The organism is Amycolatopsis sp. NPDC043889 (assembly GCF_056435645.1).
The window spans coordinates 40,236-62,165 of sequence record NZ_JBWKEC010000040.1; the positions used below are offsets into that span (position 1 = coordinate 40,236).

The following is a 21,930-nucleotide window of genomic DNA, read 5'->3' on the forward strand; positions in this document are numbered from 1 at the left end:
GAACGACGCGCGATGACCGGGGAGCGACCGCTCCCCGGTCATCGTCGTCTACCGGGAACTGAGGATCTGCTCGCGCAGGATGTCCGCGTGGCCGCCGTGCTGAGCGAGCTCACGCAGCACGTGCAGGTAGACCCAGCGCAGCGGAAGCGGGCCGCGCCGGTTCCCGTGGAGCAGGTCGTCCAGGCCGAGGGCGGCCGCCGCCTTCCGCGACGCCTCGCAGGCCTCGCGATACGCCTGCCGCACCGTGGCGATCGTGTCCTCCTCGTCGAGGATGAACGACTCGTCGGGCGTGGCGGGGAGGCCGATCTCGGTACGCGGGCGGCAGGTGACGGCTTCGTCGAACCACACCTTCTCCACGAAGGTCGCGTGCTTCACCAACCCGAGCAGGGTCGTCCGGGAGGGGACGAGTGACCGGCGGGCCTCCTCCTCGGTCAGCCCTTCCAGCGACTCGTCGAGAACACGACGGTGCTCGTCGAGGAAGACCTCGAACTGCTCGCGGAACGGGTGGTTGAGGACTTCCAGCGTGGACATGCGGGAAGCATCGCAAAAACCGTCGATCCCGGGCAACCACGTTGTCCTACTTCAGGAAGCCGACCAGTTCGGCGCTCACGAACTCCGGATTCTCCTCGGCGAGCCAATGGCCCGCCCTCGGCACCTCGACGGCGCGAGCCAGGTCGGCGACGCGAGGCGCCAGGGTGGCCTTCTGCGGCTCGAGCAATCCTTCCGCGGTCATAAGCAGGGTGGGAGTCGTGATGGGCTTCGCGCCGGCGTTCGCGGTCGCGTCCTGCGCAAGCGTGCGGTAGAGCTCGAAACCGCCGTGCAGGACCTCCGGCCTCGTGTAGGTGCGGGCGTACTCGTCGATCTCGGCGTCGTCGAACGGCGACGGCGCCCCTGGTCCGCCGAAAGCCGTCCCCGAGTAGGCGACCTGCGGATAGAACAGGGACAGGTACTCGCGGACGTCGTCGCCGACGACGGCTTCGGGAACCGTCTTCTGCGAGTGGAAGGCGATGTGCCAGCTCAGGTTCCGGTAGGCCGTCGCGTCGAGCGCGGGGCCAGGCAATGGCAGATCGAGGTACGCGAGTTTGGTGAGATCGCCGGGGAACTGCGCCGCGTATTGGAAGGCGACCGCGGCACCGAGATCGTGCCCGGCGATCCGGACGTCGCGCAGGCCGAGCCGTCCGGCGACGAGGCCGTGCACATAGCGGGCAAGGGTGGCCTTGTCGTAGCTGGGCGGCGAGCCCGCGCTGTCGCCGAGACCGGGCAGGTCGAGGGCGTACACCGTGAAGTGCTCGGCCAGCGCGGGCATGACCCGGTGCCAGCCGTACCAGGTCTGCGGCCAGCCGTGCAGCAGGACGAGCGGGGCGCCCTTGCCACCGGTGACGTAGTGCATCTTCACGCCGTCGACGTCGGCGAACTCGTGCCGGAACTGCCGAGCGAACGCCGCGTCGCCGCGGGTGACGTTCTCGTAGGGCGGGGCGGCGGCCGGGGGCGAACCGCAGGCCGTCAGCAGGACGAGGGCCGAGACGAACGCGGCAGCTCGGTGGAACATGGGGATCTCCGTTTCAGCGCCCGGTGGCGCCATCGATCAGTTCGCGCAGGATGTCGGCGTGTCCGGCGTGCCGTGCGGTTTCTTCGATCAGGTGGGTCAGCGTCCAGCGCCGTGATCCCCGGCGGGGTCCGGTCGCGGCGAGTTCGTCCCAGGAAGCGATCTCGGCGTTCGCCGCGGCGACGGCTTCCCGGTAGGCGGCGAGAATCGACGCTGTCGTGTCGTCCGGCCCCGGCTGGAACGTGGCCTTCCAGTCGGTGACGCGGTGGCCGAGCAGCCAGTGGCGTTCGACGTGGGTCAGGTGTTTGACCAGGCCCAGCAGATTCGTGCCGGACGGCACGCCGGGAGTGCGGGCGCGGTCTTCCGGCACCCCTTCGGCCTTGGCCATGACCGCGGCGCGGAGATAGTCGAGGAACCCGGCGAGGACGTCCTTCTCCCCGGCACCCGTCGCAGGCGGCCCGGCGTCGCGTTTACGGCTCATCGCCCGGCCCGCCGGAGCACCAGGACGTGGTCGATGACGGTCGCGGTCCGGCCCGCCGGGCCGGTGGCCAGGCGCTCCGCCGCCTCCGCGCGGTCGATCGACCAGTCCATCGGGTCGAGCTCCAGTTCGGCCGCCACCTCGCCGGGAGTGGGGTACTCGGCGTCCTGGTCCCACGACCAGGGCGCGGCGGAGCCGTGGTCGACCACGACCAGCCGCCCGCCGGGATTCACCGAGCCCGTGGCGGTGCGCAGGACGCGGGCCCTGTCCAGTTCGAACGGTGTGTGGAAGTACTGCGCCGACACCAGGTCGAAGGCGCCGTCAGGGAAATCGTCGGCGAGATCGACGCGGAGCGCTGTGATCGGCGCGCCGCGTGCCTGGAGCGAGCGCACGGCCGCTCCGGAGATGTCCACCGCGGTCACTCGCCACCCTCGCGCGGCCAGCCACAACGCGTCTCCCCCGCCACCGCAGCCAAGGTCGAGCGCGGTGCCCGGGGCCAGCGGGCCCGCGATCTCGGCCAGTCTCGCGTTCACCTTCGGTGCTTCGGCGACGCTCCGTTCGTAGAGTTCGTCCCAGAATTCCGTCGCGTTCATGACCGCCACCTTCGCCCCGGAGCATCCGAATTGGCACGAAAACTTGCCGACCTGGCAAGATCGGCGACATGGACGAGACGGACGAGGTGCTCGACGCGGTCGGTCCCCGGCTGCGGGCGCTGCGCAAACACCGGGGCCTGACCCTGGCCGAGCTGTCGGCGACGACCGGGATCTCGGAAAGCACCTTGTCGCGGCTGGAAAGCGGTGGCCGCCGTCCCACGCTGGAGCTACTGCTGCCGCTGGCCCGCGTGCACGGCGTGCCGCTCGACGACCTCGTCGGCGCTCCCCGGACCGGCGATCCGCGCATCCACCTCCAGCCGATCCACCGCCACGGCATGACGTTCCTGCCGCTCACCCGGCGGGCCGGCGGGGTGCAGGCGTTCAAGATGCTCATCCCCAGCCGGGCCGAACCGGCGGAGCCCACGCCGCAGACCCACGGCGGTTACGAATGGGTGTATGTCCTCAATGGACGGTTGCGGCTGGTGGTCGGCGACCGCGACATGGTCCTGCCGCCCGGCGAGGCCGCCGAGTTCGACACCGCGCTGCCGCATTGGCTCGGCTCGGCCGACGGGAAGGCCGTCGAAACCCTTGTCCTTTTCGGACCGCAGGGTGAACGCGCTCATGTGCGGGCGCGCTAGAGCCAGTCGTGTTCGCGGGCGTACCTCGCGGCCTGGTGCCGGGTCTGCGTCTGGGTCTTCTGCATGGCGTTCGAGAGGTAGTTCCGCACCGTGCCCTGCGCGAGGTGGAGCTGGGCGGCGATCTCGGCGACGGAATAGCCCTCGCTGGTCACCCGCAGCACTTCCAGCTCCCGCTCGGTCAGGGGACAGTCGTCGACGACGGCGAGCGCGGAGACGTCGGGGTCGATCCAGCGTTTGCCCTGATGCAGGGTGCCGATGACGAACGTGATGTGCGACGGCTCGGCGGCCTTGCTCACGAAGCCCTGGACACCGAGTTTGAGGGCCTTGCGGAGTACCCCGGGCTTCGCGTGCCGGGTCAGCATGAGGATGACCTGGTTCGGCCGGGTGCGGCGGATCTCCGCGACCGCGCCCAGCCCGTCCACCCCGGGCATTTCGAGGTCGATGACGAGAACGTCGGGCTCGTGCCGCAAGGTGGCCTCGACGGCTTCTTCGCCGTTCTCCGCCTCGGCCAGGACAGTGATCTCGCCTTCGAGCGGGAGCAACGCGGCCATCGCCTTGCGCAGCAGGGCTTCGTCGTCAGCGAGCACGACCGTGGTCATCGTTCCTCCCCGCCCGGGAAGGACGCGGCCGTCACGAACTGCCCGTCTTCCTGTTGCACCGTCAGTTCACCACCGTCCGCGACGACACGCTGTTCGAGCGCGGCCAGCCCCCGGAGTTCGGGCAGCGGCGCTCGCTGGGCACCGTCGTTGACGATACTGATGCTCCATTCCGACAGCGTGATCCGCACGCGGGTGGCCTGCGCGTGGCGCAGGATGTTGGTCGTGGTCTCGCGCAGGACCTGGCCGAGCAGCCTGCCCGCCGCCGGATCGACGTCCGCCTCCCGGTTGACGCGCACGCGGATCCCCGCGGCTTCGAAAAGGTTCCTCGCGTTCTCCAGTTCGGCGGAAAGGTTGAGCCGGCGCTGGGCGTAGGCGAGTTCCTTCGTCTGGGTGATCGTGTCGGCCACGAGCGCGTGGATCTCCCCCAGTTCCTGTTTGGCCCGCTCGGCGTCGATGTCCACCAGCTTCCTGGCGAGCGCGGCCTTGAGCTTCACCACGTGCAGCGTGTGGCCCTGGATGTCGTGCAGGTCGCTCGCGAACCGGACGCGTTCCCTGATCACGGCCAATTCCGCCTCCCGCTCGCGCGACTCTTCGAGCTCCTTGACGACGTCGTAGAACCGCTTGTTGGGGAACATGAGCCCGAGCACGACGGCGGTGATCGCCGCGGGGACGAACACGAAGCTGACCAGCTCACCGGAGACGTCCTCGTGGGAGACCAGCAATCTCAGCGCACCCACCCCCGCGACGTACGCGACCAGCGCGACGGCCGCCGCGATCCGGTGGCGGGGCATTTGGGGAACGACCAGGGAACCCACGAGGAAGACGCCGAAGAACGACGAACTCCCGCCTGCCACCAGCACCGAGAACGGCCACACGGCCGCCGTGACGACCAGGCACGGGATCGCCACCCGCAGGACCTCGCCCGCCGCCCACCGCACGAAGGCCACCATGGCCGCCAGCACGCCCACGCCCAGGACGACCGCGTGCCACCAGGTCCGCGCGTCGGACACGACCACGATCACCCCGCCGACGACCAGCAGCGGGAAGAACATGGTGAGGTTGAGCCTGCGCAGCTTTCCCTTCGCCGGCTCGCTGTCCACATCAGACATGAGTCCAGTATCGGCCCTCCGCCGCCGCGGACAACAGTGACACCACGTCATATCCGATCATGACGTGACCGCACTGGTCGGCGCGCGGCCGAGCGGCTGAAATCGTGCCATGACTTCGACAGCAATCGACGTTGACCGCCTGAACCTCAAGTACGGCGACTTCCACGCCGTGAAGGACCTGTCCTTCCAGGTCCGGCAGGGCGAGTTCTACGCCCTGCTGGGCACGAATGGCGCCGGGAAGACCTCGACCCTGGAAACCCTGGAAGGACACCGGAACCCGACGTCGGGCACGGTGCGCGTGCTGGGCAAGAGCCCGCGGGACCGCGCCGCCGTCCGCCCCGAGATGGGCATCATGTTGCAGGAGAGCGGTTTCTCCCCGGATCTGACGGTGAAGGAATCGATCCGCCTGATCGGGAGCCTGACCCGGCGCACGGACCGGCTCGAACGGGTCCTCGGCATCGTGGACCTGACCCGCAAGGCCGGCACGAAGGTGTCCCAGCTTTCCGGTGGCGAGAAGCGGCGGCTCGACTTCGCGACCGCGGTGTACGGCTCGCCGCGGCTGGTGTTCCTGGACGAGCCGACGACAGGTCTGGACATCCAGTCCCGGGACGCGCTGTGGGACGCGGTCGACAAACTCCGCGAGGACGGTTCGACCATCGTGCTCACCACGCATTACCTGGAAGAGGCCCAGCAGCGCGCCGACCGCATCGGCCTGATGCACCGGGGCACCTTCCACCAGGAGGGCACGGTCTCCGAACTCACGCGGACGCTGCCCGCCGTGATCCGGTTCTCCCTGCCGCCCTCGGCTCCGGCGTTGCCGCTGCAGGGCAGGCGTGAACACGACGGGAAGTTCGTCATCGAGACCTTCGGCCTGCAGAAGGACCTGCACGTCCTGCTGCGGTGGGCGCGGGACAACGCGGTCGAACTGCGGGACCTCGAAGCGGGCCCGACCCGGCTCGACGACGTGTTCCGCGCCATCGACAACGACTAGCCACAAAGGACTCTCATGCTTTCGATAGCCCGTAGCGAACTGATCCAGATCTTCCGGAACCGCTCGGTCCTGATCACCAGCTTCGTGATGCCACTGGCCATCTCCGCGTTCTTCGTCTACCAGCACGAAGTCTTCGCCAAGATCGGCAGTCTCGGCTACATCGCGGCGATCGTGATGTTCACCGTATGCGCGTTCGGCCTCTACACCAGCGCGGTGACCACACTGGCCTCGCGGCGGCAGAACCTCTTCCTCAAGCGCTTGCGCTCCACCGCGGCGGGTGACGCGTCCATCCTGGCCGGCCTGGTGCTGCCGGTCACCGTCATCTCGCTCGTCCAGGTGACGGTGATCATGGTCGTGCTGGGCGCGATCACCGGAGCACCCGCCGACGTCGCCCTGCTGGTGGCGGCGGTGCTCGCCAGCGTCGCCATGATGATCGGCCTCGGCCTGGCCACCGCGGGCCTGACCAACTCCCCCGAGCACGCCCAGGTCACCACCTTGCCGGTCAGTCTCGGTGTGATCGCCGTCGCCAGCTGGGTCGGCATCTCCGGTACCGACGAGCTGACCTTGCTCAAGCGGCTGCTGCCCGGCGGCTCGGCCACCGAACTCGCGGTCAACGCCTGGAACGGCGGCGTGGCCATCACCGATTCACTGCTCTTGCTCGCTCCGACGCTGGCGTGGGTCGTCGTCGCCGTCGTCCTGGCGTCGCGGCTCTTCCGCTGGGAGCCGCGCCGATGACCGTCCGAAGTGGAGGAACACTCATGCGCAAAGCCCTCCTTCCCGTTCTCGCCATCGTGCTGGTGGCCGCGGCGACCCCGGCGCTCGCGTCGACAGCGCCGAATTGGGGGCCGTGCCCGGAAGAGGCGGCGGGCCTCGGACTGGAGTGCGGCACGATCCAGGTCCCGCTGGACTACCGCGACCCCGGCGGCAGGACCATCGAGATCGCGATCTCCCGGCTGGCGAGCACCGAACCGGAGAAGCGCCGCGGCGTACTGCTCACCAACACCGGCGGCCCCGGCGGCGAAGGGCTGGCCTTTCCGGCCACCCTCAAGAAGTTGAACATCCCGCAGGAGGTGCTGGACAGCTACGACGTCATCGGGATGGATCCGCGCGGGGTCCACAACAGCACGCCGGTGACGTGCGGGCTGTCCCTCGCGGAGCATCCGACCAACATCCCGACGTACGCCAGGAACTCGGCCGACGTCACGACCGAGGCCCAGCGGGTCGCCGCCGTCGCCGCGAAATGCGGCTCCTCGGCCACCGCCCCGCTCCTGCCGTACATGACCACCGCCAACACCGCCCGCGACATGGACCGGGTGCGCGAGGCGCTCGGCGAGCGGAAGGTGAACTACTTCGGTATCTCGTACGGCACGTACCTCGGCTCGGTGTACACGTCGTTGTTCCCCGAGCGCAGCGACCGGTTCCTGCTCGACAGCGCGACCGGCCCCGGCGGCTGGGACGCCTCCTTCTCGCGCCTGTTCGGCCAGGGCGTCGAAGACCGCTTCCCGGACTTCGCGAAGTTCGCCGCCTCCAAGCCCGAATACGGCTTGGGCCGGACGTCGGCGCAGGTGACGGCGAAGTACTTCGAGCTCGCCGCGCGGCTGGACAGGACACCGAGCCCGGACGGCTACAACGGCCAGGTGTTCCGCCACGTCACGTTCGCCGATCTCTACTACGACAAGAAGCTGCCGCACCTCGCCGAAACCTGGCGCGCGCTCGACACCGGGAAGCCCGTCCCTTCGTCCTCGTCCAGTGCGGGCTACCCGTCGGACAACTACATCGCGAGCCAGCTGCACGTGATCTGCAACGACTCCGACTGGCCGGAGGACGTCGAGACCTACCGGCGCAACGTCGCCATCGACCGCTTCCGCCACCCGCTGTTCGGCGCCGCGGCCGCGAACATCACGCCGTGCGCGTTCTGGCCTTCCGAACCGATCGAACCGCCCGTGAAGATCACCGACCGCGGCCCGTCGAACGTCCTGATCGTGCAGAACCTCCGCGACCCGGCCACTCCGCCGGCGGGCGCACGGAAGCTGCGTCAAGCCTTCGGCGACCGGGCCAGGATGGTCACCGTCGACCAGGGCGGACATCTGGCGTACCTGTACAAGGACAACCAGTGCGCGAACGACCTCGCGACGGAGTTCCTGGTCGGCGGGACGCGACCGCGGGATGATTTCGCCTGCTGATCCGCGTCCGTCAGCGGCAGGTCCCGGTCCGGGCGGGTCGTGACCGGCCCTCTCGTACAGGACTGTGTGGATTTTGGGGCGTTGGATGACCCGAAATCCACACAGTCGTGCGTGATCGGCCCGGTCACGCACATTCGAGCCAGTGCTGTGGCATTCCGAAGGGCTCGTCGCTGGCGTGGCTGACAGGCAGATCGAACACGAGTTCGTAATTTTAAGCGAGAAGCGAAACGCCGAACAACACCGAAGGATGAATCGACCACAAACGTCGAATCACTCAGCGCGAAGCCCCGCGATCAGTCGACTAAACGCGAGAAAGACCAAGCGCCCCGGGCCGGAGTTCCCGGCCCGGGGCGACCCCCAGTTCAGGTCCCGGTTCAGCGGTCGCGTTCCTTGGCGAACAAGGACTTCGACCACACATACCCGGCGACCGAGAGCAGGACGCACCAGCCGATCGCGAGCCAGCCGCTGCTGCCGATCGGAGTGCCGAGCAGCAATCCGCGAAGGGTTTCGATGACCGGCGTGAACGGCTGGTAGTCGGCGAACCAGCGCAGCCACGCGGGCATCGAGTCGGTGGGCACGAACCCGCTGCCGAGGAACGGCAGCAGCATGAAGATCATCGGCGTGTTGCTGGCCGTCTCGACGCTCTTGGCCGCCAAGCCCAGCGCCACGGAAAGCCAGGTGAGCGCGATGGTCAGCAGCAACAGCAGGCCGGCGACCGCGAACCATTCGCCGACTCCCGCCGTCGGCGAGAAGCCGATGAGCAGCGTGACCCCGAAGACCACGGCGAGGGCGATCGTCGTCTGGATGAGCGCGCCGACGACGTGCCCGGTCAGCACCGACGCCTTGCTGATCGCCATCGTGCGGAACCGCGCGATGATGCCTTCGGTCATGTCCGTCGCCACGGAGATCGCGGTACCGAGAGCGGCGCTGCACACGGTCACGAGCAGGATGGCGGGCGTGACATAGCCGACGTATTCGGCTCTGCCGCCTCCGCCGCCGAGCCCGTTCCCGAGCGTGCCGCCGAAAACGTAGACGAACAGCAGCAGGAACACGATCGGCTGGCCGATCAGCATGAGGGTGAGCGACGGATACCGTCGCATATGCCGGATGTTGCGGCGCAGCATGGTCGCCGAGTCGCGCATCGAAAGGGACAGGGTGCTCATCGGGCCATCTCCTTGGTGGCGTCGGTCCGGTGACCGGTGAGGCTGAGGAACACGTCGTCGAGGTCCGGCGTGTGCACGGTGAGGCTGTCGACGGCGACGGCTTCGGCGTCGAGGCGGTCCAGCACGGCGCGAAGGGCGGCGACGGTGCCGTCGGTCGGCACGCGAAGCGCCAGCGCTTCTTCGTCCGAAATGGACACTCGAAGTACGCGAGTGGCGTCACGCAAGGAAATCGCGTCAGGGAACTTCAGCTGCATATGACCGCCGGGGACGCGTCGCTTCAGCTCGTCGGGCGTGCCCAGCGCGACGATCCGGCCGCCGTCGAGGACGGCGACCCGGTCGGCGAGCTGATCGGCCTCCTCCAGGTACTGCGTGGTGAGGAAGATCGTCACGCCGCTGTCGACGAGGTCACGGATGATCTCCCACATCGTGCGGCGGCTGCGCGGGTCGAGGCCGGTGGTCGGTTCGTCGAGGAAGATGACCTTCGGGTCGCCGATCAACGTCATCGCCAGGTCGAGTTTGCGGCGCATGCCACCCGAGAAGGTGGACGGTGCCTTCTTCGCGGCGTCGGACAGTTCGAACCGTTCCAGGAGTTCGGCGGCGCGCTTGCGCCCCGCACGACGCGGCAGATGGTGCAGATCCGCCATGAGGAACAGGTTCTCCTCGCCGGTGAGCAGATTGTCGACGGCGGAGAACTGGCCGGTGAGGCCGATGGCGGCGCGGACGCCGTCCGGGTCGGTGCCCAGATCGGCTCCGGCGATGGTCGCCGCACCGGCGTCCGGAGTGACCAAAGTGGACAGGATGTTGACCGTGGTGGTCTTGCCCGCCCCGTTGGGGCCGAGCAGCGAGAAGACGGTGCCGGTCGGGACGTGCAGGTCGATGCCGTCCAGAACGACCTTGTCGCCGTAGGACTTCCGCAGTCCGGTCGCGGAAATGGCCGGGTGTCTCATGGGTATTCCCTTCAGGAACGGTGGACGACGATGTCGCCGACGGAGGTACCGGCGCGGACTTCGACCTTGTCGGCCGCGTCGCCGGGCGCGGTGGCGGCGGTCATGTCGTTGATGACGCGGCCGAAGCGGGTGTTCACGTCGAGCCAGGCCGCGCTGCCCTCGCGGATGCCGACCTCGATGTCCCCCAACGACGTCTCGAGGGTGAGCGTGCCCCGCGCGGCGTCGAGCACCCGGACCGAACCGTTGGCGGTCTTGGCTTCGACGCCGCTTTCGGCCTTGTCGACGGTGATGTCGCCGTTGGCCGAACGGATGCGGATCGCACCGGCGGCGGCCCCGATCGTGGTGGGCCCGTTGGAGTTCTTGACCACCGCGGTGCCCTCGATCCCGCCGACGTGCACGCGGCCGGAGCTCGTGCTGATGTCGGCGTTGCCCTCGGCGTGCTCGACGACGATGTTCCCGGACGCGGAGTGCAGCTTCAGCTCCCCGGTTCGGTCGAGGTGGATGTGCCCGGTCCCGGACCGGTAGCGGCAGCCGCCGATCCGCCCGGTCACGGTCAGGTCACCGAGCCCGGTACTCCCCTGCACCCGGGAACCGGCGGGCAGTTCGATGGTCACGTCGATCGACCTCGTCCGGTTGGAGAAGTCGAGCAGGCGCATCTTCGGCGCACGGACGGTCAGTGTGCCGCCGGAGAATTCGACGACGGTCCGCTTCGCCGCGTCGACGTCGGAATCGTTGTTCTCGTCGAGCGGGGCCACTTCGACGACCGTGTCGGTGCGGTCGCCGGCGACGATGCGGACGTTGCCGACGACCGGCTCGAGGTCCGCGAGAATGGGTTCCGGGGTGGCGAAAGAAGGCATGGTTGTCCCCTCGAAGGTGATGTGATCGGTGTTTGTGCTGGTCTTCGGGGTCTAGCTGACCCAGCCGGTGTAGCGCTGCGAACCGCGGTGACCGCCGCTCTCCGGGACGGGCGGCGTGGCCCGGTCCGACGGGTTCAACGCCGCGGACGCGGCACGCACGAGCCACGCGTTGACCGAACGGCCTTGCGCGGCCGCGGCTTCCTCGACGCGTGTCTTGAGGTGTTCCGGAAGCCGGAAGTTGATCCTGGCCGTCGCTCCTTCGTCCTCCGGCAGCGGCGCCGCCGGAGGCTCGGGCGCGGCGGCCGCGACAGGCTCGGCCTGGTCGACCGCGGGCAGCGCGACGGCGAAGCTGGCTTCCCCGGCACGCAACCGGACCTCGACCGAACCCGGCGCGAGGTCACGGGTGATCTCGTCCGACGCGGCGGACAACGCGTCCAGCAGCGCGAGACGAATGGCCGACGCGAGCGGCGCGGTCAGGCGTTCGGCGAGCGCGCTCGCCTCGGCTCCCCCTGCCTCGGCGGCGACGGCGAGTTCCCGGCGAACGTTGTCCACAAAGGGCGTCAAATCCATGATGCCATCATGGCACCATCATGGCACCGCGGCAAGGCCAATTTGGCGCCACAATGTGCCAAAGTGGCGTCAATGCAGGTCAGAGCCGGTTTTTGCCCCTTCGGCCAGTCTCCGCTGGCGGGGGAAGCAGGACGCGGGCGTACGCGTTGCCGGGATCGTTCACGGCGGGCCAGAATCGCCACGAGCCGCGCGGAAAGGAAGCGACCCGCCATCGAGTGTGGGGGTCACCCGAGGCGGGCCGCTACCCGGTTCCCACCGTACAAGAGCACCACTCGCTCATGCGGGCAACGCTTTTTGTCCCTGCGGCTCTTGACAAATCGAAGATCCACAGTGGACAGAAGAGAGCATATGCGACCAGTTCGGGTGAGCGTCTGCGCACTGGACCCCATCACCAAGGCCGGAATGGTCGACCTTCTCGAAGCGCGCCCGTCCGTGCAGGTGGCCGCAGACCGGGCATGGGACGAAACCGATGTCGTCGTCGCCGCGTTCGACCGGCTTTCCGGCGACGCGGTCACCGCGTTGCGTGCGGCCACCGCCGAATTCGGCGAGCCGATCGTGCTGGTGACCGACCGGATCGAGGAGGGAGGTCTCGCGGTGGCGGTGGCGTGCCGGGTGGTCGCCATCCTGCCGAGGTCGGCGATGACCGACTCCCGGGTGGCCGACAGCGTCCGTGTCGCCGCGTCGGGCGCCGTGGGCCCACCGCGGGAGCTGCTCGGCAGGCTGGCCGAACACGCCGAGCGGCTGCACCGGGAGATGCTCGCGCCGAACGGGCCCGCCGGGGCGGCGCTCTCCTCACGGGAGATCGATGTCCTCCGCCTGATGGCCGACGGGCTCGACACGCAGGAGATCGCCACCGAACTCGCCTATTCGGAGCGAACGGTCAAGAACGTCATCTACGCCGTCACCGACCGGCTACGGCTGCGGAACCGGTCGCACGCGGTGGCCTACGCGATCAGGGAAGGGGTCATCTGAAGACGCTCAGATGAGACCCTCGCGCAGCGCGTACGCCACGACATGGGTGCGGTTGCGCAGATTGAACCGGCTGAGCAGGCCGTGCAGGATGTTCTTCACGGTCCGGTCGGAGTAGGCCACCCGCCGGGCGATCTCGGCGGTGTCGAATCCTTCCGCGAGCAGCCGGAGCACTTCGGTCTCGCGCGGCGACAGACCGCTGAGCGTGAGCTCGCGGGGCTCGAGGACTTCCTTGTGCAGCCGCGAAATCCCGCGGAGCAGGCTGCCGAGCTGATCGGCGGGAAGATCGCCCCGGCCGGCGTGGGCGTCGGCGACCGCGCGCAGCAGCCGCCCCGGCGTCGCCTCGGAGCGCGCGACGACGACGGCGAGCCCGCGTTCCACCGCGGCCCACAGTTCGGCCTGGTTGGGCTCATCGGCCACCAGGACCAGCCGCGCGGACCCGGCCGGGATACGCCGCGGGTCGTTCCCCGCGACGGCGACGAGGACGTCGGCCCGCGCCGGGTCTTCGCGCAAGCTGATGCCGGGCCCGTCGCCGAGCGCGCTGCGCAGCCCCGCCCGCACCAGCGGATCGGCGGCGTGCACGGCGACCCGGATCTCCTCGGTCCGCACGACCGGGCGGACGGGCGTCGTCATGATCGTCGACATGCCTTCCAGGTAACCGGCCCGCGAGAAGGCCGGACAAGCGGAAGCAGGGGGCAGCTTTTCGTCATCGGAAGCCTGCCGGTTGAATGGGCCGCGGTGGAGGCGAACGAAAAGCGGTCGGTGTTCGGCAAGCTCCTGCTCGAACACCGGCGGGCCGCGGGGTGGACACAGGGGCGCCTGGCCGAGGCCTCCGGCATCAGTGTCCGTGCCCTCCGCGAGCTGGAGCGCGGCCGCGCGCGAGCCGCCCAGCAACGCTCCGCCGAGGTGCTGGCCGACGCGCTCGGCCTGACCGGCGGCGACCGGGAGTTCTTCCTGACCGTCGCCAAACAGGGACGTCGCCGAAATCCGGCGCTGGCCGCCCAGGCCGCGGCGACGTGCGCGCTGCCCGCGCCCACCGCGGATCTGTCCGGCCGCGAAAGCGAGCTGGAGCAGCTGTCCGCGAAGGTCGCCGAAGGTGGTGGCGTGGTCGCGATCGTCGGGCAGGCCGGGGTCGGGAAGACCGCGCTCGCGGTGACCGCCGCGGATCTGTGGCGCGCGGAGTTCCCGGACGGGGGCTACGCGGTGGACCTGCGCGGGATGGACGAACGACCGCTGAGCGCCGGGACCGCGCTCGACCGGCTGCTGCGCGCGCTGGACGTCGCGCCGGGGCAGGTGCCCGCCTCCGAAGCCGAACGGTCGGCGTTGCTGCGGATGCTGCTCGAAGGCCGCAAAGTCCTGCTGCTGCTCGACAACGCGGCCGACGAAGCGCAGATCCGGCCACTGCTGGTCACCGGGCCCGGCTCCCTCACCCTGATCACCTGCCGCCGGACGCTCGCCGGGCTCGAAGGCGCCCGGTGGCTCGGGCTCGAAGCGCTTTCGGACGACGGCGCGACCGGCCTGCTCGCCAAGATCGTCGGCGCCGACCGGGTGCGGGCGGAGCCCGCCGCGGCACGCGAACTCGCCGAGCTGTGCGGGTATCTGCCGCTCGCGCTCAGGATCGCGGGCAACCGGCTCGCCACCCGGCCGCAGTGGTCCCTGGCCCATCTCGCCGAGCGGCTGCGCGACGAAAGCACCCGGCTGCGCGCGCTCGCGGCGGGCGATCTGCGGCTGCGCTCGGCTTTCGACCTGTCCTACCGCGCGGTCTCGCCCGAGGCTCGGCGGCTGTTCCGGTTGCTGGCGACCGTGCCCGGCGCCGACTTCGGTCTCGAACTCGCGGCCGTCGTCTCCGGCGCGTCGCCCGCCGACGTCCGCGACCAGCTCGACGAACTCGTCGACGCCAGCCTCCTGCAGACCACGGCGGAACCGGAGCGGCATCAGTTCCACGACCTGATCCGCCTGTTCGCCGAGGAACGGTTCGAGGCGGAGGAAGACCCGGCCGCACGGGACACCGTGCTCGCCCATCTGCTCGGCAAGGCGGCGGAGGCGGCCAGGCTGTTCTACCCCAAGGCGCCGGAGACCGGCCGGTTCGGCTCACGGGAAGAGAGCGCCCGCTGGCTGGACGTCGAAGGCGGGAACTGGGTCGCCGCGCACCGCGTGGCGGCACGGAAGGGTATGCATCGGGAGGTCAGGGACCTCGCCGTCGCGTTGCACTGGTACTCCGACGGGCGGAGTGCCCAGCGGCCGTGGTGGGAGATCTTCTCGCTCGGCGCGGCCGCGGCGAACGCGCTCGGCGACGCCGGGGCCGAGGCGAAGCTGCTCAACTTCGTCGGCTGGGCCGCCAGCGTCTGTCTCGGCGACGACGAGGGCGCTGTGGCGGCGCACCGCCGCGCGCTGGACATCGCCGCCGGGATCGGCGACCGCGTCGAGCGGACCTGGGCGTCCATCTATCTCGGCCAGGTGCTGCGGTTGACCGGAAGAGACGATGAAGCGTTCGAGTTCGCGAAGCGCGGGTACGAGCTGGCGCGCGAACTCCCGTTCTGGGACGGGCAAACCACGGCACGAAACCTCTACGGGCGCGCGCTGCTCAACGCCGGACGGCATTCCGAAGCGCTCGCCGTGCACCGGGCCGTGCTTTCCGACGCCGAGCGGCTGGCGGGCGAGACGTACCCCGGTTTCCATCGGCTGCTGAAGGCCCTGACCCTGCGCGCCATCGGCGACGTGCTCGGCGATCTCGCCGAATGGCGGGAGGCGGCGGGCCACTACCGCACCGGCCGATGGCTCGCCTGGGAAGGCGGTTTCGACGCCTTGGAGGCGACCTGCGCCTTCCGCGAGGGGCGGGCCTGGCGGGAGGCCGGCGCCTTCGAGGAAGCCAGGGAGTGCCTCACCCTGGCCATGGACCTCTCCGCCGGGCCGTCGTCCGGCGCGTTGCGCGAGCAGGCTTCGGCCGAACTGGCGCTCCTGCCCGCGGAGCGCCGACTAAGCTTCGGACCGACAGAGCGGGAGGGCCGATGACGGACGCGGACGGGCAGAGCCCGCGGGAGCGCTATCGCGACCAGGTGCGCGCGGAGATCAAGCAGCACGCGTGGGAACAGATCGCCGCCGCCGGGGTGCCCGCGCTGTCGCTCAACGCGATCGCCAAACAGGTCGGGATGAGCGGTCCCGCCCTGTACCGGTACTTCGCCAGCCGCGACGATCTCGTCACCGCGCTCATCCGCGACGCGTACCGGAGCCTCGCCGACACCGTTCGCGCGGCGTTCGACGGCGGCGCCGATCTGGCCGGGCTCGCCGTCACCATCCGGGACTGGGCCCGGAGCGACCCGCAGCGCTACTTCCTCATCTACGGCACGCCCGTTCCCGGCTACCACGCGCCCGAGGACACCACCGCCATCTCGAGCGAGGTCATGGCCGTGCTGCTCGAAGCGTGCCGCGCGATCACCGTGGACAAGCCGGAAACCCCGTTCGACGAACATCTGGACGGCCATCGCGACTGGGCGGGCGACGATCCGGCCCCGTCCTCGGCGCTGCACCGCGCGCTCTCGTTCTGGACCCGCCTGCACGGCGTGCTCTCGCTCGAACTCGCCGGCCACTTCGCCGGTATGAAGTTCGACCCCGACCTGTTGATCGCGGACGAACTGAACGACCTCACCTCCCGGTGACACAGCGCCTGGCCCGATCACCTTCGCAGTGAACCTTTCCCGCCTGCCGGGCGTCTTGCCCTGTGACGACGCGGCCGCCGCTGTTGACATACAACGTTGTAAGGTTATAGCTTCTAATCAAAGCGAGAGCCATTAACGACGCCGACCGGCCTGGCCGCTTCAGGGTTTCCGAGCGCTTCGGATGGGGACTTCGCCATGATTCACGGGGAGAAGATCAGCAGGACGACCGATCGCGTCAGAGTCGCCGTGTACGCCCCCGATCTGCTGGCCGGGCTCGGCACGACGAGCATCCTCGGCGCCGACGGTCGGCTGGCCGTGCTGCCCGGCACCGACCTCGGGCCCGCCGAAGTCATCGTGACGGTCGGGGATTCGATCGGCGCCAGGGTTTTCACGTTCCTCCGTCAGGTTCGCGCCGCGTCGTCACTCGCCACGCCACCGAGATGCGTGATCGTCACCGACCATTTCCCGGTCCAGGTGCTGATGACGGCGATCGAATGCGGCATGGCCGCGTTGCTGCCGCGGCGCGAACTCGACGGCGAGCACCTGGTGCGGACGATCCTCGCGGTCAGCCAGGGCGCGGGCGTGCTGCCGCCGCGCCTGCAGGGCAGCCTGCTCTCCCAGCTCGAACGGATCCAGGAAGACCTGCTGGTACCCAACGGCCTCGCGTTGTCCGGCCTGTCCGACCGGGAACGAGAAGTCCTCCGCCTGCTGGCCGACGGCCATGGCACGGAAGATATCGCGGCCAAACTCGCCTATTCGGAGAGCACCGTGAAGAACGTCCTCCACCGGGTGATGTCTCGATACGGCCTGCACAACCGCACGCACGCCGTCGCCTTCGCGTTGCGCACCGGCTCGATCTGATCGCCTGCCGAAGGGCCGGACGCTGCGGAAATGGGAGCCGCTGCCTGACCTCCTCGTGAGTGGTAAGGACGGTTCTAACCGTCCTTACCACTCACGAGGTTGACGACGGCCTACGCCCTCGGTCACCGGAGCTGAACGCGGCCCAGCAACCGGTCGACCAGCTCGGGAAGCGACTGCTCCTCCGGACCTTCCAGCCACAGCACGTTCCCCGTCCGCAACGTGGCAAGGAAGGTCGCCGCGGTGAGTCTGGCCAGCTCCTGATCGAGGCCGTGCCCCCTGGCGAGCAGCACCGCGATCAGGTCGCGTTCGAGAGCGAACTGATCGCCCGCCTGCCGCGCGAGCAGCGACGGATGCCGTCGCAGCAGCCGTAGCTGCGCCACCCATTCACGGTCGGGGACGGGGTGCGCCCGATACAGCTCCCGGCACGCCGCCCGCAGCGCCTGCCAGGGCTTCTCGCCCGGCGGCCTGCCCTCGACCAGCGACACCAGCAGCCCGGTGCGCTCGCGGTCGGCGTGCAGGATCGCGTCCTCTTTGTTCGCGAAGTAGTTCGAGAACGTCCGCCGGGAGACGCCCACCGCGTCGGCGATGTCCTCGACGGTCACGCCGTCCAGCCCGTGCTCCATCGCCAGCCGGAGCGCGGCCTCGTGCAGCGATTGCCGCGTCGCCGCCTTCTTGCGGGTGCGCAGCGTGTCGAGGGTGTCCACCAGGACAGCGTAGCGAGGGGAATAAAGTTCTCACTGTGCAAGTTTGCACAATGAGCAACAACTGCCGCTCGAAAGGACGCCATGAAGACCGAGGGAACGACGGCGGAGGCACCGTCAGGGGCGATGGGACACCGCCAGGTGCTCGAATCGCTGTCCGGTCTGCTGCTCGCGCTGCTCGTGGCGATGATCAGCTCGACGGTCGTGTCGACCGCCCTGCCGTTGATCATCGGCTCGCTGAACGGCACGCAGACGCAGTACACGTGGGTGGTCACGGCCACCCTGCTGGCGGCGACGGCCACCACCCCGATCTGGGGCAAACTCGCCGATCTGTTCAACAAGAAGACGCTGGTGCAGATCGCGATCGTGATCTTCGTGATCGGTTCGACGATCAGCGGGTTCAGCCAGAACACCGGGCAGCTGATCGCCGCCCGGGCGTTCCAGGGCATCGGCGTCGGCGGCCTGCAGGCGCTGGTCCAGGTCGTGATCGCGGCGATCATCCCGCCGCGGGAACGCGGCCGCTACAACGGTTACCTCGGCGCGGTCATGGCGGTCGCCACCGTCGGGGGGCCGCTGCTCGGCGGCCTGATCGTGGACGTGCCGTGGCTCGGCTGGCGCTGGTGCTTCTTCGTCGGCGTGCCGATCGCGGTGGCGGCGTTCATCGTGCTGCAGCGGACCCTGAAGCTGGAGACCGTGCGCCGGGAAGGCGTCCAGGTGGACTACCTCGGCGCGGGTCTGATCGCGGCGGGCGTGAGTGTCCTGCTGATCTGGGTCTCGTTCGTCGGCAACGGCTTCGACTGGCTGTCCTGGCAGACGGCCGTGATGGTGGCGGGCGGCGTCGTCCTCCTCGCCTTCGCCGTGCTGGTGGAGCGAAAGGTCCGTGAACCGGTCGTCCCGTTGCACATCATCACCCGGCGCACCCCCGCGCTGGCGATCATCGCGAGCCTCGCGGTCGGGATGGCGATGTTCGGCGGCGCGGTGTTCCTCGGCCAGTACTTCCAGGTCGGCCGCGGCTACTCCCCCACCGAAGCCGGTCTGCTGACCATTCCGCTGATGGGCGGCGTGCTCGTCTCGTCGACCGTGTCCGGGCGCCTGATCAGCCGCACCGGACGGATGAAGCCGTACATCGTGGCGGGCACGATCACCCTGGTGATCGGCTTCCTCGGGCTGGGCACCGTCGACCACGCCTCGCCGCTGTGGCTGGTCGGCGTCGCGATGGCGATCGTCGGCGTAGGTGTCGGCATGACGATGCAGAACCTCGTCCTCGCGGTGCAGAACACCGTGCCGTTACGGGATCTGGGCGCGGCCAGCGCTTCGGTCACGTTCTTCCGGTCGCTCGGCGGCACCATCGGCGTCTCGGTGCTGGGCGCGGTGCTCGCGAACCGGGTCACCGCCGACCTGTCCACCGCGCTGCACGTACCGGCGGGCCAGGCGTCGACGGGCAGCGTCAGCGCGCTGAACCTCAAGGCGCTGCCGCCGGAGGTCCAGACGATCGTGCACACCGTGTACGGCGACGCGACCGCGCACATCTTCCTGATCTCCGCGGCGGTGGGTGTCGTGGGCGTGATCGCGGCGCTGCTGCTCAAGCCGCTCACCCTGCGCACCACGCTCGACGTGGAGACGGAAGCCCCGGCGTCCGACGCGGTCGTCAGGTAGGCGCGCGATGAACGGGGCCTTCGAGTCCACTGTGGAGCGTTTCGGCCCGCCCCGGCACCACACGGGGCGGGCCATCCTCGCCGGGGTCGACGGCTCCGACACGGCGATGCGGGCGGCCGCCTTCGCCTTCGGCATGGCCCGGCGCGAGGGCGGCAGGCTGATCGTCGCCTTCGTCTGCCGTCCGGCGCTCGGTCCCGCAATCGCGGCGACGGTGGAACACGACACGGCAGTGCGGCTCTACGAAGAGATCCGCGAGCAGATCCGCACGGCGGCCGAAGAGCTGGAAGTGCCGGTCAACTTCCTGAAGACCTTCGGCGATCCGTACACCGCGCTCCGCGACACCGCCGACCGCAGCCAGGTCGACACCGTCGTGGTCGGCGCCTCACAGAAGGCCGGTCACCGGTTCGCGGGGTCGGTCGCGACCAAGCTCATCAGGACCGGGCACTGGCCGGTGCTGGTGGTTCCCTGACGACCGGCCGCCGAGGAACGAGACGGCGCCCACCGCGGCGACGACGAACGCGCAACCCGCCAGTTGCAGCGGGGTCGGCCACTGGCCGAGCAGGGCGGCACCGAACAGGATCGCGGCGGCGGGTTGCAGCATCAGCACGGCGGACCCGCCGCTCGCGGGCAGGGCGGACAGGGCCTTCCCGATCAGGAGCCAGCCGAGCACCTGACCGGTCACGGCCAGCACGAACAGCCACAGCAACGCCCAAGCCGGCGGCGTGACGTCGAGGTTTCCGGCGAACAGGCCGGAAAGTCCCCCCACGCTCGCCGACGCCGCGGTCGCGGTGGCGAGCATCGCCGTGCGCCCGCCGCCGTCGGATCCGGCGCGGCGCAACAGGATCAGGTAACCGGCGTAGGCGACTCCCGCCAGCACCGCCATGACGGTGCCGTACCAGGGATCGCTGCCCGCGGCACCGCCGTCCGCCAGCCCACCGGCCAGCGCGGTCCCCGCCAGCATCACCGGAATGGACAGCCAGAACGCCCGCGGCGGCCGCTCGCCGAACCACAGCAGACCGGCCAGGGGGACGAGGACGACCTGGACGTTGACCAGCGCCGTGGCGACGCCCGCGCCGACGGAGAGGATCGCCTCGCTCCACAGCACCATGTCGACGCCGAGCAGGACACCGGCGAGCACGTGGCGCCGGCGTGCGGCCGGGGTGGGACGGTGCCCCCGCTCCCTGGAACGCGCCAAGATCACCAGGATCGGCAACGCGAACAGGCAGCGGAAGAACGTCGCCGTCGTCGAGCTGACCCCGGACAGGGCGACGAGCGGGGCGGACAGGGCGATCGCGAGCGCGCCGAGGACTCCCTGTGTCCTCGGATCGACGAAGAATCCGGTGTGCCGCATGCCTTCGATTCGATCGCACGGCGGCGGGCATGACCAGCGAGATCCTCTTACTCCGAGGGTTAAGCTCGGCTAATGAGTGGCGATCTGTCCAATGTGGAACGGCTGCGGATGCTGCACGCGGTGTGGCGGCGGGGATCGCTCGCCGCGGCGGCCGAGCTGCTGCACGTGACGCCGTCGGCGATCTCCCAGCAGCTGACCAAACTGGAGCGGGAGGCAGGCACCGGGCTCCTCGTCCGGCACGGGCGCGGCGTGCGGCTCACCCCGGCGGGGCTGCTGCTGGCGCAGCGCTCGGACCGCGTGCTCGCCGAACTCCGCGCCGCCCGCGCGGATCTGGACTCCCTCACCGGGGAGACGACCGGTGTGGTCGAGATCGGCGCCATCCCCTCCGGGGTGCACACGTTCATCGCGCCGGCGCTCACCGGCCTCGCCGTCCGCCACCCCGGCATCGAGGCGCGGCTGCACGAGGTCGAACCCGAAGTCGCCCTTCCCGCGCTGGCCGACGGTGTCTTCGACGTCGTGGTCGTCGAGAGCTGGGAGAACCTGCCGCTCACCCGCCCGCCCGCGACCCGCTGGACCGGACTGCGCGACGACTCGGCGATGATCGTGCTCCCGGCCGGGCATCCGCTGGCCGGCGCGGATTCGGTCCGCGCCGAAGACCTCGCGGACGAGATCTGGGTCGCCTGGGCCCGGCCGACGCTGGCGAACGCCTGGATCCGCCAGACGCTGCGTGAACGCGGGATCGAACCGATCGTGCGGCATACGGTCAGCGGGTTCGGCACCCAGTTCGCCGTCGTCGCCGGGCTCGGCGCTGTCACGCTGGTGCCGGGCATGGCCACCACGATCGCGCCGCCGACGGTGGTGTGCGCCCCGCTCGAACCGGTCCTGCATCGGCAGCTCTACGCGGTGCAGCCTCAGGGGGAAACGCGGCCCGCTGTCGCGGAGTGCGTCACGGCCCTGGTGGAGGCCGCGAGATCTTGGGGCTCGTGAGCGGCAGTACGGCCCGGTACATGAAGGCCTCCTTCCTGTACCTAGAACCCAAGAGGAAGGGGCCTTCATGTACTC

Annotated in this window: 24 protein-coding genes; 11 read left to right on the forward strand and 13 right to left on the reverse strand. The window is 69.8% G+C overall.

Features of this window, described 5'->3' with window-relative positions:
- Positions 1–48: 48 nt before the first annotated feature.
- The 4 genes from AC0685_RS39335 to AC0685_RS39350 are packed head-to-tail and all read right to left on the reverse strand — an operon-like array spanning position 49 to position 2,617.
- Complete coding sequence (locus AC0685_RS39335) at positions 49–531, reverse strand: DinB family protein (RefSeq protein WP_478230149.1); 483 nt, start codon at positions 529–531, stop codon at positions 49–51.
- A 46-nt stretch (positions 532–577) separates the two neighbouring features.
- On the reverse strand, positions 578–1,549 hold the full coding sequence (locus AC0685_RS39340) for an alpha/beta fold hydrolase (protein WP_478230150.1): 972 nt from the start codon (positions 1,547–1,549) through the stop codon (positions 578–580).
- Between the two features lie 13 nt (positions 1,550–1,562).
- Complete coding sequence (locus AC0685_RS39345) at positions 1,563–2,027, reverse strand: DinB family protein (protein ID WP_478230151.1); 465 nt, start codon at positions 2,025–2,027, stop codon at positions 1,563–1,565.
- Positions 2,024–2,617, reverse strand: a complete 594-nt coding sequence (locus tag AC0685_RS39350; protein WP_478230152.1) for a class I SAM-dependent methyltransferase — start codon at positions 2,615–2,617, stop codon at positions 2,024–2,026. The genes AC0685_RS39345 and AC0685_RS39350 overlap by 4 nt, the downstream gene beginning before the upstream one ends.
- Positions 2,618–2,685: 68 nt before the next feature.
- Between AC0685_RS39350 and AC0685_RS39355 the strand changes: the two genes are divergently transcribed.
- Complete coding sequence (locus AC0685_RS39355; protein WP_034323876.1) at positions 2,686–3,255, forward strand: helix-turn-helix domain-containing protein; 570 nt, start codon at positions 2,686–2,688, stop codon at positions 3,253–3,255.
- Here the strand turns inward: AC0685_RS39355 and AC0685_RS39360 are convergent.
- Both AC0685_RS39360 and AC0685_RS39365 read right to left on the reverse strand, forming a co-directional pair.
- Positions 3,252–3,854 carry a response regulator gene (locus AC0685_RS39360; RefSeq protein WP_478230153.1) on the reverse strand — a complete coding sequence of 201 codons (603 nt, stop codon included), beginning with the start codon at positions 3,852–3,854 and terminating at the stop codon, positions 3,252–3,254. The genes AC0685_RS39355 and AC0685_RS39360 overlap by 4 nt on opposite strands.
- Positions 3,851–4,954 (reverse strand): sensor histidine kinase, encoded by a 1,104-nt coding sequence (locus AC0685_RS39365; RefSeq protein WP_478230183.1) that lies wholly within the window; start codon positions 4,952–4,954, stop codon positions 3,851–3,853. The genes AC0685_RS39360 and AC0685_RS39365 overlap by 4 nt, the downstream gene beginning before the upstream one ends.
- Before the next feature lie 118 nt (positions 4,955–5,072).
- Between AC0685_RS39365 and AC0685_RS39370 the strand changes: the two genes are divergently transcribed.
- The 3 genes from AC0685_RS39370 to AC0685_RS39380 are packed head-to-tail and all read left to right on the forward strand — an operon-like array spanning position 5,073 to position 8,137.
- Positions 5,073–5,954, forward strand: a complete 882-nt coding sequence (locus AC0685_RS39370; protein ID WP_478230154.1) for an ABC transporter ATP-binding protein — start codon at positions 5,073–5,075, stop codon at positions 5,952–5,954.
- Positions 5,955–5,969: 15 nt separating this feature from the next.
- Complete coding sequence (locus AC0685_RS39375) at positions 5,970–6,689, forward strand: ABC transporter permease (RefSeq protein ID WP_478230155.1); 720 nt, start codon at positions 5,970–5,972, stop codon at positions 6,687–6,689.
- A gap of 23 nt (positions 6,690–6,712) precedes the next feature.
- A complete protein-coding gene (locus tag AC0685_RS39380; protein WP_478230156.1) occupies positions 6,713–8,137 on the forward strand; it encodes an alpha/beta hydrolase in 1,425 nt (474 codons plus the stop codon).
- 374 nt (positions 8,138–8,511) lie between these two features.
- On the opposite strand, the gene AC0685_RS39385 is transcribed toward AC0685_RS39380, so the two are convergent.
- The 4 genes from AC0685_RS39385 to AC0685_RS39400 are packed head-to-tail and all read right to left on the reverse strand — an operon-like array spanning position 8,512 to position 11,674.
- Positions 8,512–9,300 (reverse strand): ABC transporter permease, encoded by a 789-nt coding sequence (locus AC0685_RS39385; RefSeq protein WP_478230157.1) that lies wholly within the window; start codon positions 9,298–9,300, stop codon positions 8,512–8,514.
- On the reverse strand, positions 9,297–10,247 hold the full coding sequence (locus AC0685_RS39390; RefSeq protein ID WP_478230158.1) for an ATP-binding cassette domain-containing protein: 951 nt from the start codon (positions 10,245–10,247) through the stop codon (positions 9,297–9,299). The genes AC0685_RS39385 and AC0685_RS39390 overlap by 4 nt, the downstream gene beginning before the upstream one ends.
- A gap of 11 nt (positions 10,248–10,258) precedes the next feature.
- Positions 10,259–11,104: a DUF4097 family beta strand repeat-containing protein gene (locus tag AC0685_RS39395; RefSeq protein ID WP_478230159.1), complete on the reverse strand. Its 846-nt coding sequence runs from the start codon at positions 11,102–11,104 to the stop codon at positions 10,259–10,261.
- Positions 11,105–11,155: 51 nt separating this feature from the next.
- Positions 11,156–11,674 carry an Arc family DNA-binding protein gene (locus AC0685_RS39400; protein ID WP_478230160.1) on the reverse strand — a complete coding sequence of 173 codons (519 nt, stop codon included), beginning with the start codon at positions 11,672–11,674 and terminating at the stop codon, positions 11,156–11,158.
- A 402-nt stretch (positions 11,675–12,076) separates the two neighbouring features.
- Between AC0685_RS39400 and AC0685_RS39405 the strand changes: the two genes are divergently transcribed.
- Positions 12,077–12,646 carry a helix-turn-helix transcriptional regulator gene (locus AC0685_RS39405; RefSeq protein WP_478230184.1) on the forward strand — a complete coding sequence of 190 codons (570 nt, stop codon included), beginning with the start codon at positions 12,077–12,079 and terminating at the stop codon, positions 12,644–12,646.
- Positions 12,647–12,652: 6 nt separating this feature from the next.
- On the opposite strand, the gene AC0685_RS39410 is transcribed toward AC0685_RS39405, so the two are convergent.
- On the reverse strand, positions 12,653–13,288 hold the full coding sequence (locus tag AC0685_RS39410) for a helix-turn-helix transcriptional regulator (protein WP_478230161.1): 636 nt from the start codon (positions 13,286–13,288) through the stop codon (positions 12,653–12,655).
- A 93-nt stretch (positions 13,289–13,381) separates the two neighbouring features.
- Between AC0685_RS39410 and AC0685_RS39415 the strand changes: the two genes are divergently transcribed.
- The 3 genes from AC0685_RS39415 to AC0685_RS39425 all read left to right on the forward strand — a co-directional run bounded on the left by AC0685_RS39415 (position 13,382) and on the right by AC0685_RS39425 (position 17,160).
- Positions 13,382–15,655, forward strand: a complete 2,274-nt coding sequence (locus AC0685_RS39415; protein ID WP_478230162.1) for an ATP-binding protein — start codon at positions 13,382–13,384, stop codon at positions 15,653–15,655.
- On the forward strand, positions 15,652–16,299 hold the full coding sequence (locus AC0685_RS39420) for a TetR/AcrR family transcriptional regulator (protein WP_478230163.1): 648 nt from the start codon (positions 15,652–15,654) through the stop codon (positions 16,297–16,299). The genes AC0685_RS39415 and AC0685_RS39420 overlap by 4 nt, the downstream gene beginning before the upstream one ends.
- A gap of 195 nt (positions 16,300–16,494) precedes the next feature.
- Positions 16,495–17,160, forward strand: a complete 666-nt coding sequence (locus tag AC0685_RS39425; RefSeq protein WP_478230164.1) for a helix-turn-helix transcriptional regulator — start codon at positions 16,495–16,497, stop codon at positions 17,158–17,160.
- Between the two features lie 122 nt (positions 17,161–17,282).
- Here the strand turns inward: AC0685_RS39425 and AC0685_RS39430 are convergent, their stop codons facing one another.
- The gene (locus tag AC0685_RS39430; RefSeq protein WP_257485676.1) at positions 17,283–17,864 is read right to left on the reverse strand and encodes a TetR/AcrR family transcriptional regulator; all 582 of its coding nucleotides are present in this window, start codon (positions 17,862–17,864) and stop codon (positions 17,283–17,285) included.
- An 81-nt stretch (positions 17,865–17,945) separates the two neighbouring features.
- Between AC0685_RS39430 and AC0685_RS39435 the strand changes: the two genes are divergently transcribed.
- Entirely contained in the window at positions 17,946–19,517 is a 1,572-nt protein-coding gene (locus AC0685_RS39435; protein WP_478230165.1) for an MDR family MFS transporter, read from the forward strand.
- A gap of 7 nt (positions 19,518–19,524) precedes the next feature.
- Complete coding sequence (locus tag AC0685_RS39440) at positions 19,525–19,986, forward strand: universal stress protein (RefSeq protein ID WP_478230166.1); 462 nt, start codon at positions 19,525–19,527, stop codon at positions 19,984–19,986.
- Here the strand turns inward: AC0685_RS39440 and AC0685_RS39445 are convergent.
- Complete coding sequence (locus tag AC0685_RS39445; RefSeq protein ID WP_478230167.1) at positions 19,900–20,868, reverse strand: DMT family transporter; 969 nt, start codon at positions 20,866–20,868, stop codon at positions 19,900–19,902. The two genes, AC0685_RS39440 and AC0685_RS39445, sit on opposite strands and share 87 nt — an antisense overlap.
- Positions 20,869–20,940: 72 nt before the next feature.
- Here AC0685_RS39445 and AC0685_RS39450 point away from each other — a divergent pair, with 72 nt between their 5' ends.
- Entirely contained in the window at positions 20,941–21,855 is a 915-nt protein-coding gene (locus AC0685_RS39450) for a LysR family transcriptional regulator (protein ID WP_478230168.1), read from the forward strand.
- Positions 21,856–21,930 lie beyond the last annotated feature (75 nt).

What these genes read in the sequence shown, in the direction of transcription:
- AC0685_RS39335 (WP_478230149.1), bottom strand. Translation starts at nt 531, where the DNA reads ATGTCCACGCTGGAAGTCCTCAACCACCCGTTCCGCGAGCAGTTCGAG.
- AC0685_RS39340 (WP_478230150.1), bottom strand. Translation starts at nt 1,549, where the DNA reads ATGTTCCACCGAGCTGCCGCGTTCGTCTCGGCCCTCGTCCTGCTGACG.
- AC0685_RS39345 (WP_478230151.1), bottom strand. Translation starts at nt 2,027, where the DNA reads ATGAGCCGTAAACGCGACGCCGGGCCGCCTGCGACGGGTGCCGGGGAG.
- AC0685_RS39350 (WP_478230152.1), bottom strand. Translation starts at nt 2,617, where the DNA reads ATGAACGCGACGGAATTCTGGGACGAACTCTACGAACGGAGCGTCGCC.
- AC0685_RS39355 (WP_034323876.1), top strand. Translation starts at nt 2,686, where the DNA reads ATGGACGAGACGGACGAGGTGCTCGACGCGGTCGGTCCCCGGCTGCGG.
- AC0685_RS39360 (WP_478230153.1), bottom strand. Translation starts at nt 3,854, where the DNA reads ATGACCACGGTCGTGCTCGCTGACGACGAAGCCCTGCTGCGCAAGGCG.
- AC0685_RS39370 (WP_478230154.1), top strand. Translation starts at nt 5,073, where the DNA reads ATGACTTCGACAGCAATCGACGTTGACCGCCTGAACCTCAAGTACGGC.
- AC0685_RS39375 (WP_478230155.1), top strand. Translation starts at nt 5,970, where the DNA reads ATGCTTTCGATAGCCCGTAGCGAACTGATCCAGATCTTCCGGAACCGC.
- AC0685_RS39380 (WP_478230156.1), top strand. Translation starts at nt 6,713, where the DNA reads ATGCGCAAAGCCCTCCTTCCCGTTCTCGCCATCGTGCTGGTGGCCGCG.
- AC0685_RS39385 (WP_478230157.1), bottom strand. Translation starts at nt 9,300, where the DNA reads ATGAGCACCCTGTCCCTTTCGATGCGCGACTCGGCGACCATGCTGCGC.
- AC0685_RS39390 (WP_478230158.1), bottom strand. Translation starts at nt 10,247, where the DNA reads ATGAGACACCCGGCCATTTCCGCGACCGGACTGCGGAAGTCCTACGGC.
- AC0685_RS39395 (WP_478230159.1), bottom strand. Translation starts at nt 11,104, where the DNA reads ATGCCTTCTTTCGCCACCCCGGAACCCATTCTCGCGGACCTCGAGCCG.
- AC0685_RS39400 (WP_478230160.1), bottom strand. Translation starts at nt 11,674, where the DNA reads ATGGATTTGACGCCCTTTGTGGACAACGTTCGCCGGGAACTCGCCGTC.
- AC0685_RS39405 (WP_478230184.1), top strand. Translation starts at nt 12,077, where the DNA reads ATGGTCGACCTTCTCGAAGCGCGCCCGTCCGTGCAGGTGGCCGCAGAC.
- AC0685_RS39410 (WP_478230161.1), bottom strand. Translation starts at nt 13,288, where the DNA reads ATGTCGACGATCATGACGACGCCCGTCCGCCCGGTCGTGCGGACCGAG.
- AC0685_RS39420 (WP_478230163.1), top strand. Translation starts at nt 15,652, where the DNA reads ATGACGGACGCGGACGGGCAGAGCCCGCGGGAGCGCTATCGCGACCAG.
- AC0685_RS39425 (WP_478230164.1), top strand. Translation starts at nt 16,495, where the DNA reads ATGATTCACGGGGAGAAGATCAGCAGGACGACCGATCGCGTCAGAGTC.
- AC0685_RS39435 (WP_478230165.1), top strand. Translation starts at nt 17,946, where the DNA reads ATGAAGACCGAGGGAACGACGGCGGAGGCACCGTCAGGGGCGATGGGA.
- AC0685_RS39440 (WP_478230166.1), top strand. Translation starts at nt 19,525, where the DNA reads ATGAACGGGGCCTTCGAGTCCACTGTGGAGCGTTTCGGCCCGCCCCGG.
- AC0685_RS39445 (WP_478230167.1), bottom strand. Translation starts at nt 20,868, where the DNA reads ATGCGGCACACCGGATTCTTCGTCGATCCGAGGACACAGGGAGTCCTC.
- AC0685_RS39450 (WP_478230168.1), top strand. Translation starts at nt 20,941, where the DNA reads ATGAGTGGCGATCTGTCCAATGTGGAACGGCTGCGGATGCTGCACGCG.